We start from the raw sequence: 10444 nt of genomic DNA, 5'->3' as shown, positions 1-10444 counted from the left end.
GGGCGGCAGCCCCCAGGTACGGGACGGGTAGGGGCGGAGGGGGCGAAAATCAGCTTCCGTCTCTCAAGTCCCGCGGCCAGCTGGGCCGGAACTCGATCCCGTCGTACGTCACCACGCACCCCTCCCCCAAAGGGGATTGGGTCATGAAGCCGACCAGCGCCGCCGAGGTCTCCTTCTCGTCACCGAGGGTGAAGAGACGGACGAAAGTCCAGCGGACCCCGTCACGGGAGGCGTGGAAGGCGAAGGCCCGGTCGGTGCGGCTGACCCGGAGCCAGACCGAACTGCCGTCGACGGTGAAGGCGTTGGCGTCGTCGGAGTGCCCCCGGGTGACCACCGTGCAGACGGTGGCGACATCCGGGGAGTACTCCAGGCAGAGCTTCGCCCAGGCCCGCTCCCCCACGTGGACATAGAGGACACCCGCGTCGAAGGAGCCCGCGAAGCCGACGGTGACCCTGGCGATCAACTGGAAGTCGCCCTCCGGCTCACCGAGCAGCCGGGGCGCGTCGGAGGCGGCGTCCAGGCCCTCCCCGGTGGGCGGCACGAAGCGATCCTGCCGGGCGCCCGCCCAGCCGGCGAGCACCCCGTCCTCGTACGACCAGTGACCATCAGGCCCGTACGTGCGAAGCCGGAACGGGAGTTCGGGGAGTTCGACGTCCATCCGCCGAGTCTTCCAGGTCACGCCCGGCATGTCCCGGGCGGCTCCCACTCAGCGTTCCAGTCGGCCGTCGTAACGACGCGGCAGCCCCAGCGGGTTGTCGTCCCGGAGTTCGGGCGGCAGCAGCGCTTCAGGCGTGTTCTGGTACGCCACAGGACGCAGCCAGCGCTCAATGGCCGTACCGCCGACGGAGGTTGAGGTGGAGGTCGTCGCGGGGTAGGGCCCGCCGTGGTGCTGGGCGGGGGCGACCGCGACGCCGGTCGGCCAGCCGTTGACCAGGACGCGGCCCGCGAGCGGAGTCAGCTCGGCGAGGATCTCGGCGCCGCGCCCCTCGCCCGCCGCCTCCTCGGCGGAGAGCTGCACGGTGGCGGTGAGGTTGCCGGGGAGGCGGGAGAGGACCGCGCTGGCCTCGGCGTCGTCCTCGTAGCGGGCGATCACGGTGAGCGGGCCGAAGCACTCCTCCAGGAGCAGGTCGTGCTCGCCCTCGGTGGTGAGCCTGCTCGCGGGCACGGTCAGGAAGCCGGGACTCACCGTGTGCTCGCTGCCCGCGCCCGGGGTCACCGGGGCCTCCACGTCGGGGAGTTCGGCGCGCTCGGCGACCCCGGCGATGAACTTGTCGCGCATGCGGTGGTCGAGCAGGACGCCCGCGTCGGTGTCGCTGACGGCGTCCGTGAGCGACTTGACGAAGCGGTCGCCGGCCGCGCCCGCCGGGGCGAGGACCAGGCCCGGCTTCACACAGAACTGGCCGACGCCCAGCGTCATCGAGCCCGCGAGCCCGGCGCCGATCGCCTCGGCGCGCTCGGCCGCCGCGGCCTCGGTGACGACGACGGGGTTCAGGGAGCCCAGCTCGCCGTGGAAGGGGATCGGCACGGGGCGTGCGGCCGCCGCGTCGAAGAGGGCACGTCCGCCGCGTACCGAGCCGGTGAAGCCGGCCGCCGAGACCAGCGGGTGCCTGACCAGCTCGACGCCCGCCTCGAAGCCGTGGACCAGGCCCACCACTCCGGCGGGGATGTCGTGCTGGGCGGCGGCCCGGCGCAGATTGGCCGCGACCAGTTCGGAGAGCCCCGGGTGGTCCGGGTGGGCCTTGACGACGACCGGGCAGCCCGCCGCCAGCGCGCTCGCGGTGTCGCCGCCGGCGACCGAGAAGGCGAAGGGGAAGTTCGAGGCGGAGTAGACGGCGACGACGCCCAGCGGCACCTTGTAGCGGCGCAGGTCCGGGATCGGCGGGGTCGCGGTGTCGTCGGGGTGGTTGATCACCACGTCGAGGAAGGCGCCCTCGTCGACGATTGTCGCGAAGGACCGCAACTGGTAGCAGGTGCGGGCGAGTTCGCCGGTGAGCCGGACGGGGCCGAGCGCGCTCTCCGCGTCCGCGGCCTCGACGAGGTGCTCCTTGGAGCCTTCGAGCAGGTCGGCCGCGGTGCGCAGGAAGGCCGCGCGCACCGTCCGGTCGGCGAGGGCCGGGCGCGCGGCGTGCGCGGCGCGGACGGCTTCGTCCACCTCCTGGGCTGTGGCCTCCACCGCAACCTGTTCCCGCTGCTTCCCGGTTCGGGGGTCGACACTCCAGACTGGTGCTGCTGCCACCGCGGGTCCCTCCAAGATGTGATGCCGCAGTTCTGTGTCACTCACCAGGGGCGTTCGATATGCTGAACGCTGTCTCTGGTGGTGAATATGCTGTTGGAGACTATTTCCCGTCGAACGAAGGGGTCAAGGGCGATGTCGGCAGTCGAGACAGGCGGCGGGGCGCAGGTGAAGTCCGCGGTACGGACCGTGGAATTGCTCGAGTACTTCGCCGGCCGGCCCGGTATGCACTCGCTCGCCTCCGTGCAGGAAGCCGTCGGCTATCCGAAGTCCAGCCTGTACATGCTGCTGCGCACGCTCGTGGAGCTCGGCTGGGTCGAGACGGACGCGACGGGCACGCGGTACGGCATCGGCGTACGGGCCCTGCTGGTCGGCACCTCGTACATCGACGGCGACGAGGTGGTCGCCGCGGCCCGCCCGACCCTGGACCGCCTCTCCGACGACACGACGGAGACCATCCACCTGGCCCGCCTGGACGGCACGAACGTCGTGTACCTGGCCACCCGCCAGTCGCAGCACTACCTCCGCCCCTTCACCCGGGTCGGCCGCCGCCTCCCCGCGCACTCGACCTCGCTCGGCAAGGCGCTGCTCGCCACCCACACCGACGAGCAGGTCCGCAAGCTGCTCCCCGAGACTCTGCCGGCGCTGACCGAGCACACGATCACCGACCGGGAGAAGCTCATCGAGGAGCTGCACCAGGTCCGTGAGCAGGGCTTCGCCGTGGACCGCGAGGAGAACACGCTGGGCCTGCGCTGCTTCGGCGTAGCCATCCCCTACCGGACGCCCGCCCGCGACGCGATCAGCTGCTCGGTGCCCGTGGCGCGCCTGACCCCGGCGCACGAGCAGCTGGTCAAGGACGCGCTGTTCGACGCCCGCGACCGCCTGACGCTGGCGACGCGCAGGCTGTGATCTGGAGACCCATCTGGGCTTCATGAGGGGCCTGTGACTTCATGAACGGTGTATGAGAAATGCGGGCGGAAGGGAACGTTTCCCTCCCGCCCGCTCGTCTTTTCAGCGGGATGAACAAGACGATCAGGCGCTCCGCCGTCTTCACGCTGCTGCTCGTGCTCGCTCTGCTGGTGAGGGCGACCTGGGTGCAGTTCTACGAAGGCCAGGCGCTCGCGGACGACAAGGACAACCGGCGCAACGCGATAGAGCAGTACGCGAACCCGCTCGGGAACATCATCGTGGCCGGAGACGCGATCACCGGTTCCGCGCAGACGGAGGGCAGCGACCTCAAGTACAAGCGCACGTACACGGACGGCAGTCTGTACGCGGCGGTCACCGGCTACAGCTCGCAGGTGTACGGGGCGACACAGCTGGAGGGCATCTACCAGGACCTGCTCGACGGCACGGACAACCAGCTCAAGACCCCGCTGGACACGCTCACCGACAAGCGCGCCGACCCGGGTGACGTGATCACGACGATCGACCCGGATGTGCAGAAGGCGGCGTACGAAGCCCTCGGCGACAAGAAGGGCGCCGCCGTCGCGATCGACCCGACGACCGGCAGGATCCTCGCGGTGGTCTCCACCCCGTCGTACGACCCCTCGCAGCTCAGCGCCGGCGACTCGGACGCCTGGACGACGCTGACCCAGGACCCCGACAAGCCGATGACGAACCGGGCGCTGCGCCAGCCACTGCCACCGGGCTCGACCTTCAAGCTGGTGGTCGCGGCGGCCGCGCTGGAGGACGGGCTGTACCCGGACGTCGACGCGAAGACGGACAGCCCGAACCCGTACAGGCTGCCGAACACGAACACCGACCTGGCGAACGAGAACGCGTCCGCGCCCTGCGAGAACGCCTCGATCCGGGTGGCGCTGCAGTACTCCTGCAACAACGTGTTCGCGAAGATGGCCGTCGACCTGGGCCAGGACAAGCTCAAGGCGCAGGCCGAGAAGTTCGGCTTCAACGACAAGTCGCAGGATGTACCGGTGCGGGCGTACACCAGCGTGTATCCGTCCGACATGGACGAATCGTCCACCGCGCTCACGGGCATCGGCCAGTTCGATGTGACCGCGACACCGCTCCAGATGGCCATGGTGTCGGCCGCCATAGCCAATGACGGAAAGCTGGTCTCGCCGCACATGGTGTCGCAGACCAGTGACTCCGACGGCAATGTGCTGAAGGACTACGACGACAGCACGGAGACCAAGGAGGTCGTCAGCTCCTCCACGGCTCAGCAGCTCCAGTCCGCGATGCAGACGGTCGTCGAGGACGGCACGGGCACGAACGCGCAGATCTCCGGCGCGACGGTCGGCGGCAAGACCGGTACGGCCCAGCACGGCGAGAACAACAGCCAGACGCCGTACGCATGGTTCACCTCGTACGCGAAGTCCGACTCCAGCGACAAGGAGGTCGCCGTCGCGGTCCTCGTCGAGCAGTCGGACGCGGCTCGCTCCGAGGTCAGCGGCAACGGCCTTGCGGCGCCGGTGGCGAAGGCGATGATGCAGGCGGCGCTGAAGGACTGAGCACCGCCGACACGACGGAAGGGCCGCCCTCACCCCTGGAGGACGGCCCTTCGCCCTACTTCACGCCGACCGTGCGCGTCACTTCACGCCGAACAGCTGCTCGATCGGGTCGATCGCGAAGTACACCAGGAACAGCGCGGACGCGCCCCACAGCAGCCAGTGCACCTCCTTCGCCCTGCCGAGGACCGTCTTGATCAACACGTAGGCGAGGAAGCCCGCCCCGATGCCGTTGGTGATCGAGTACGTGAACGGCATCACGGCGATGGTCAGGAACGCGGGGATCGCGATCTCGTACTTGTCCCAGTCGATGTGCTTGACCTGGGTCATCATCAGGAACCCGACCGCGACGAGCGCGGGCGCCGCGGCCTGCAGCGGCACGATGGTGAGCAGCGGGGTCAGGAAGAGCGCGACCGCGAAGAGTCCGCCGGTGATCAGGTTCGAGAAGCCGGTACGAGAGCCCTCGCCGACGCCCGCCGCGGACTCGATGTAGGAGGTCGCGGACGACGCCGAGGCCGCACCGCCGGCGACCGCGGCCGCGCCGTCGATGAGCAGCACGCGCCCGAGGCCCGGCACCTTGCCCTCCTCGTCCAGCAGCCCCGCCTCGGCGCTGATGCCGACGACCGTGCCCATGGTGTCGAAGAAGTCGGAAAGGATCAGCGTGAAGACAAGGAGCACGACGGTGACAGCTCCGGTCTCCCCGAAGGCGCCGAACAGGCTGAAGTGACCGAGCAGTCCGAAGTCCGGTGAGGCCACGATGTCGTTGGGGACCTTCGGTGTGGTCAGGCCCCAACTCTTGATGTCCGCGACGGAGTTGATGATGATCGCCACGATCGTCATGGTCACGATGCTGATGAGGATCGCGCCCTTGACCTTGCGCGCGAGCAGCCCGATGGTCAGCAGCACGCCGAGACAGAAGACGAGAACGGGCCAGCCGGCGAGCGCGCCCGTGGCGCCGAGCTGCACCGGCACGGTGGTCTGGGCGATGTCGGGGATGCGGGTGGCGAATCCGGCGTCGATGAAGCCGATGAAGGCGATGAACAGGCCGATGCCGACGCTGATCGCCTGCTTCATCGGCTGCGGAATGGCCTGCATGACGGCTTCCCGCAGCCCTGTCACCACCAACACGCAGATCAGCAGGCCTTCGAGGACGATCAGGCCCATCGCGTCGTCCCAGCTCATCAGCGGGGCGATCTGGAAGGCGACGACGGCGTTGAGGCCGAGGCCCGCGGCGAGTGCGAGCGGGAGGTTGCCGCCGATACCCATGATGATCGTCATGACCGCGGCCACCAGGGCGGTGGCGGTGGTCAGTTGGACGGCGTCGAGCTGGTGGCCGAACTTGTCCTTGGCGCTGCCCAGGATGATCGGGTTCAGGACAAGGATGTAGGCCATCGTGAAGAACGTGGCGAAGCCACCGCGTATCTCCCGGCCGAAGGTGGAGCCCCTGGCGGAGATCTTGAAGAACTGGTCGACACTGTTCGCCGGGGGCGGCGGGGCACTTGGCCGGTCGGCCACCTTCTGCTGATCGGACATGGCGAGACTCCTCGTTGCCTGCGTGCCGGGGTGTGCGGATGATGGCTGGATTGTTCCCGTGTTGAACCGCTTTCAGGTTTTCCCCGTGTTACGGAATCAGGTTCGGCCCGCCATACGCCGTTCGAAATCCTGTACGAGTGACGGGTAAGCTCACGCGACTCGCCCATCGGGCACACCACTTCAGCCTGGGGGACCCAAGTGGCCGTATACGCACGCGACTTCATCGGTCGGCGCACAACCAGATCCTCGCTCCGTACGTCTCTACCAGTGACCACATTGATCTGCTGGCCTGAGCCCCCCTCGGCCAGTCAGAGGAGCCCCCGCCGATGACGATCGGCGGGGGCTCACCCCTTCAAGGCTCCTGCGGACCTAGCTCACGTAGTACGTCGGGTTAGGGAGCTTGTACGTCTTGTCGGCGTAGCCCCCTTCGAGGTCGGAGTACTGGTCGCCGAAGTTGGCGACGACGTCGTATCCGAGGGACTCGATGTGCTTGCGCGTGCCGGACTTGTACTGCACGGTCGTGCAGGTCCAGGCAGCGGCGGTGGCGCAGGCGCTCAGGTAGGACGGCGGGTTGGCCGCGTCCTTGAGGAACATGTGGTCGGCATCGAGGTTGATGTCGACGCCGACCTTCTTCAGGTTCGCGACCGCGGCGGCCCGCTGCGACTCCTTCAGGCCCGAGTTGTAGAAGACCTCGACACCCTTGGACTCGGCGTACGCAACGAGTTCGGGGATGCCGAAGACGGCCGGACGATCGGCCTTGGCCACGTAGTCGGCCCACGTGGCCGAGTTGTACGTGTAGTTGGTCTTCTTCTCGTAGTCGAGGGAGAGCAGCAGCGTGTCGTCGATGTCGAAGACGACCGCGGGCTTCTCGCCTTTGTGTCCGGTCTTGTCGGCGACCTTGTTGATGTACTTCTTCGCGTCGGACTCGATGTGCGCCAGGTCCTTGGCGTACGGACTGCTCTTGGACGCCTGGTACACGCCGTTGCTGTCGAGGGTGGTGCCGTAGTAGGTGTCGATCTCCCCCACCAGCAGCCCGATGTTGTGGGGCTCCTTGGTGCTGTTCGCCGTCGACTGGTCGGCGGTGGCGACACCCGTGCCGTACAGGGCGGCACCGGCGACGGCACAGGTGGCGGCGACGGCCGCTATACGCAGTGGCTTATGCATGACAGGTTTCTACGCGCGTAACCCGCCCGAACGCGAGGCTCGTTGCCCGATGCTTACGAAGTCCATAGACAATCTTTAAGCCACGCGCCCCCTGGCCGGTTTCAGTCGGCCTGGATGCTCAGACGACCTTGACGTCGCCTTCGCGGGCCTGGACGGTACGACCGCCGAAGGTACTGGCCGCGCGGGCCGTCGCGTCCTCCGGCGTGAGCGTGGGCCCGACGTGGGTGACGAGCAGTTCCCGCACTCCCGCCGCACGCGCGACCGCGCCCGCGTCCTCCGGAGTCAGATGGACGCGCTCGCCTTCGTGATGCCGGTCGATGTCGGCCTCGCAGAGAAACAGGTCGGCCCCCTGGGCGAGTTCGGTGAGCTGAGCGCAGGGCCCACTGTCCCCGGAGTACGCCAACACACTCCCCGCGCACTCGGCCCGCAGCCCGTACGCCTCGGTGTCGTGCACGACGGCACGACTGAGGAGCCGCAGCTCTCCCACCCGCGCCTCGTGGCCGTCGTACAGGGTCCGGAAGTCGAAGATCCCGCTCAGGAACCCGGAATCGCCCTGCCCGAAGAACCCGGCGAGCCGCTGCCCGAGGTCACGCGGCGCGTACACGGGAAGGGGCGCGGCGGGGGTCAGTCCGCCGTACGCGAGCCCGTAAAAGGCGGAGAGCAGATCGGCGCAGTGGTCGGCGTGCAGATGCGAGATCCAGATCGCCGACAGCCCTGCCGGGTCCGTATGCCTCTGCAACTCGGCGAAGGTCCCGGGCCCGGCGTCGACCCACACCTCGGCCTCCCCTCCGCGCAGCAGATAGCCGGAACAGGGGCGGCCGGGGCCCGGGTGCGGGGAGGCCGTGCCGAGGACGGTGAGGGTGAGGGACATGCGTGGAGCGTACGAAACCGCCGTCCCGCGGGCGTCTCTTTATTGGGGCGCAACGGCTTCGTCGGAGCTCTATGGGTTCAGCGGAGCGTTACGGCTTCATCGGACCGTTACGGCTTCATCGGACCGTTACGGCTTCCAGCCCGGATCCCGCCCGCTCAGCCCGATCGCCCGGTCGAGCAGCGGAGCGTCGTCGGGCACCGGCACCACGGGGCCGAAGATGGCGCCGTGGTTCGGGCCCTCGGCCGAGGCGACGAGGAGTTCGTACGACACCTGCAGGGCTGCGGGGTCGGGCTCGTACACCTGGCCGGTGGCGCGGGCGAGGTCCCAGCCGTGCACGACCAGTTCGTTGGTGGCGACCATGCCCCCGACCGCGCCCGGCAGGGACACGCCACCCGCCCTGGTCTCCCCGGTCCAGGCGGCCGGGTCGCGCCAGGCCTCGGCGAGTTCGTCCATCACCTTGGGCAGCGCCTCGCGCCAGCCGGGCTCGATGTCCGGCACGGCAGCGTTCGGGTTGGTGTCCGTGATGGCCCCCAGGTCCTTGCGCGCGGCGTCCCGGAAGGCGGCGGCAAGCCCGGCCAGGTGCCCCAGCATGTTGTGCACCGCGTGTTCCGGACATGGGGTCACGCCCGCCAACTGCTCGTCCGTCACACCCGCCGCGAGGTGCGCCACGATCCGGGCCTGCGGCCCGAGGTCAAGAATCCCGCCAGTCATCCGCTTCTCCTCAGAGTTCGTCCGCGTCTCCACTCCTGGGGTAGACCGACGAACGTACGAAAACTCATCGGTCCCGCCTCCATGACCGCCCTCCGGAGGCTGGTCACACGTTCGAGCCGCCGGGATGCTCGATGCCAGAGGTCCGCGAGAAGGAGAGCCACCGTGAGAGCAAGCTCGTCGTCATCATCTGACGGCGCCTCATAAGGCATCTGCCTGATCCCTGAAGCAGGTCCTTAGGGCCACGCTGACGAGCCATGGAGACATGGAGAGTCACGCGCGTCCTGCGGGACCACAACGCGGGTTTGTATCTGAGCGCGGTCGTGGTCTCCGGCTTCGGCTCGTCGGCGCTGTGGCTGGTGTCCGGCATCTGGGTCAAGGACCTGACCGGTTCGGACGGCCTGGCGGCCCTCTGCGTCTTCGCCCTCTGGGCCCCCACACTCATCGGCCCCGCGCTGGGCACCCTCGCGGACCGCACCCGCCGCCGGCCGCTTCTCATCGGCATGAACCTGCTGCTCGCCGCGCTGCTGCCGACCCTCTTCGCCGTGGACGCGCCGGCCCGCCTGTGGATCCTCTTCGGGGTGCTCCTGGTCTACGGCGCCACGGGCGTCGTCCATGACGCGGCTGAGTCGGCCCTGATCGCCTCGGCCGTCGACAAATCCCTCCTCGGCGACTTCAACGGCCTGCGCATGACGGCGACCGAGGGGATGAAACTACTGGCCCCACTGGCCGGCGCGGCACTGTACGCGGTGTACGGCGGGGCGCGGGTCGCACTCCTGGACGCGCTCACGTTCGTACTGGCCGCAGGCCTGTGCGCACTCCTGCGCGTAAGCGAGACGAAGCCGCCCCCGGCCCCGACCGGCTGGCGTACGCAGACGGCCGAAGGTGCCCGCTTCCTGTGGTCCCACGCCCGGCTACGACCCCTCGTCCTGACGGCCGGCACGACCATGCTCTTCGCGGGCCTCAACGGCGCGACGGTCTACGCGGTCGCCGAGGGCCTCGGCCACCCGCCCACGTACGTAGGTGTGTTGTACGCCGTCCAGGGCGCCGGGTCGGTGGCGATCGGCCTGGCCGCGGGCCCCCTCCTGCGCCGCCTGGGCGAGCGCCGGTTCGCGGGGTACGGCATCGCGCTCAGCGCCCTGGCCGTGACGGCTCGCGCGCTCCCGTACGACGCGGTGGCGCTCGCCTCGGCCGCGACGGTCGGTATCGGCCTCCCCTGCGTGCTGATCGCGGCGCTCACCACAGTCCAGCGTGAGACCCCGGCCGCCCTTCTGGGCCGCACGACGGCGACCGCCAACACCCTGATGTTCGCCCCGAACGCGGTGGGCCTCGCGGTGGGCGCGGGCCTGGTCGAACTCGTCGACCACCGGGTGTTGTTGGCGGTCGTCGGCCTCGCGCGACTGGTGACGGTGTTGCCCCTGCTGCGGCCTCAGCCGAGCCGCGCGAGCGTCTGAGTCACGAGCCTCA

The 10444-nt window shown here is 69.2% G+C and carries 9 protein-coding genes; 3 read left to right on the top strand and 6 right to left on the bottom strand.

Annotated elements, in window-relative coordinates; translation table 11 throughout:
• Positions 1–49: 49 nt before the first annotated feature.
• Both ACFWP7_RS34900 and ACFWP7_RS34895 read right to left on the bottom strand, forming a co-directional pair.
• Complete coding sequence (locus tag ACFWP7_RS34900; RefSeq protein WP_384390030.1) at positions 50–658, bottom strand: DUF1349 domain-containing protein; 609 nt, start codon at positions 656–658, stop codon at positions 50–52.
• A gap of 48 nt (positions 659–706) precedes the next feature.
• Complete coding sequence (locus tag ACFWP7_RS34895) at positions 707–2236, bottom strand: aldehyde dehydrogenase (NADP(+)) (RefSeq protein ID WP_384390021.1); 1530 nt, start codon at positions 2234–2236, stop codon at positions 707–709.
• 132 nt (positions 2237–2368) lie between these two features.
• On the opposite strand from ACFWP7_RS34895, the gene ACFWP7_RS34890 reads away from it, so the two are divergent.
• Complete coding sequence (locus ACFWP7_RS34890; protein ID WP_365428249.1) at positions 2369–3142, top strand: IclR family transcriptional regulator; 774 nt, start codon at positions 2369–2371, stop codon at positions 3140–3142.
• Positions 3143–3252: 110 nt separating this feature from the next.
• Positions 3253–4704, top strand: coding sequence for a peptidoglycan D,D-transpeptidase FtsI family protein (locus ACFWP7_RS34885; RefSeq protein ID WP_384390017.1), 1452 nt, complete (start codon positions 3253–3255; stop codon positions 4702–4704).
• A 78-nt stretch (positions 4705–4782) separates the two neighbouring features.
• Here the strand turns inward: ACFWP7_RS34885 and ACFWP7_RS34880 are convergent, their stop codons facing one another.
• The 4 genes from ACFWP7_RS34880 to ACFWP7_RS34865 all read right to left on the bottom strand — a co-directional run bounded on the left by ACFWP7_RS34880 (position 4783) and on the right by ACFWP7_RS34865 (position 8980).
• On the bottom strand, positions 4783–6234 hold the full coding sequence (locus tag ACFWP7_RS34880; protein ID WP_384390014.1) for an NCS2 family permease: 1452 nt from the start codon (positions 6232–6234) through the stop codon (positions 4783–4785).
• Positions 6235–6603: 369 nt separating this feature from the next.
• The gene (locus ACFWP7_RS34875; protein WP_384390012.1) at positions 6604–7398 is read right to left on the bottom strand and encodes an HAD family acid phosphatase; all 795 of its coding nucleotides are present in this window, start codon (positions 7396–7398) and stop codon (positions 6604–6606) included.
• 118 nt (positions 7399–7516) lie between these two features.
• Positions 7517–8269 (bottom strand): MBL fold metallo-hydrolase, encoded by a 753-nt coding sequence (locus ACFWP7_RS34870; protein WP_384390009.1) that lies wholly within the window; start codon positions 8267–8269, stop codon positions 7517–7519.
• 126 nt (positions 8270–8395) lie between these two features.
• Positions 8396–8980 (bottom strand): TIGR03086 family metal-binding protein, encoded by a 585-nt coding sequence (locus tag ACFWP7_RS34865; protein WP_384390007.1) that lies wholly within the window; start codon positions 8978–8980, stop codon positions 8396–8398.
• Positions 8981–9234: 254 nt separating this feature from the next.
• Here ACFWP7_RS34865 and ACFWP7_RS34860 point away from each other — a divergent pair, with 254 nt between their 5' ends.
• Positions 9235–10431 carry an MFS transporter gene (locus ACFWP7_RS34860; RefSeq protein ID WP_384390005.1) on the top strand — a complete coding sequence of 399 codons (1197 nt, stop codon included), beginning with the start codon at positions 9235–9237 and terminating at the stop codon, positions 10429–10431.
• Positions 10432–10444 lie beyond the last annotated feature (13 nt).

It is taken from the genome of Streptomyces sp. NPDC058470 (assembly GCF_042721055.1).
Classification (GTDB): domain Bacteria; phylum Actinomycetota; class Actinomycetes; order Streptomycetales; family Streptomycetaceae; genus Streptomyces.
The sequence above is the reverse complement of the archived record's forward strand: the minus strand, read 5'-3'. Positions and strand labels throughout refer to the sequence as shown.

What these genes read in the sequence shown, in the direction of transcription:
- ACFWP7_RS34900 (WP_384390030.1), bottom strand. Translation starts at nt 658, where the DNA reads ATGGACGTCGAACTCCCCGAACTCCCGTTCCGGCTTCGCACGTACGGG.
- ACFWP7_RS34890 (WP_365428249.1), top strand. Translation starts at nt 2,369, where the DNA reads ATGTCGGCAGTCGAGACAGGCGGCGGGGCGCAGGTGAAGTCCGCGGTA.
- ACFWP7_RS34885 (WP_384390017.1), top strand. Translation starts at nt 3,253, where the DNA reads ATGAACAAGACGATCAGGCGCTCCGCCGTCTTCACGCTGCTGCTCGTG.
- ACFWP7_RS34880 (WP_384390014.1), bottom strand. Translation starts at nt 6,234, where the DNA reads ATGTCCGATCAGCAGAAGGTGGCCGACCGGCCAAGTGCCCCGCCGCCC.
- ACFWP7_RS34875 (WP_384390012.1), bottom strand. Translation starts at nt 7,398, where the DNA reads ATGCATAAGCCACTGCGTATAGCGGCCGTCGCCGCCACCTGTGCCGTC.
- ACFWP7_RS34870 (WP_384390009.1), bottom strand. Translation starts at nt 8,269, where the DNA reads ATGTCCCTCACCCTCACCGTCCTCGGCACGGCCTCCCCGCACCCGGGC.
- ACFWP7_RS34865 (WP_384390007.1), bottom strand. Translation starts at nt 8,980, where the DNA reads ATGACTGGCGGGATTCTTGACCTCGGGCCGCAGGCCCGGATCGTGGCG.
- ACFWP7_RS34860 (WP_384390005.1), top strand. Translation starts at nt 9,235, where the DNA reads ATGGAGACATGGAGAGTCACGCGCGTCCTGCGGGACCACAACGCGGGT.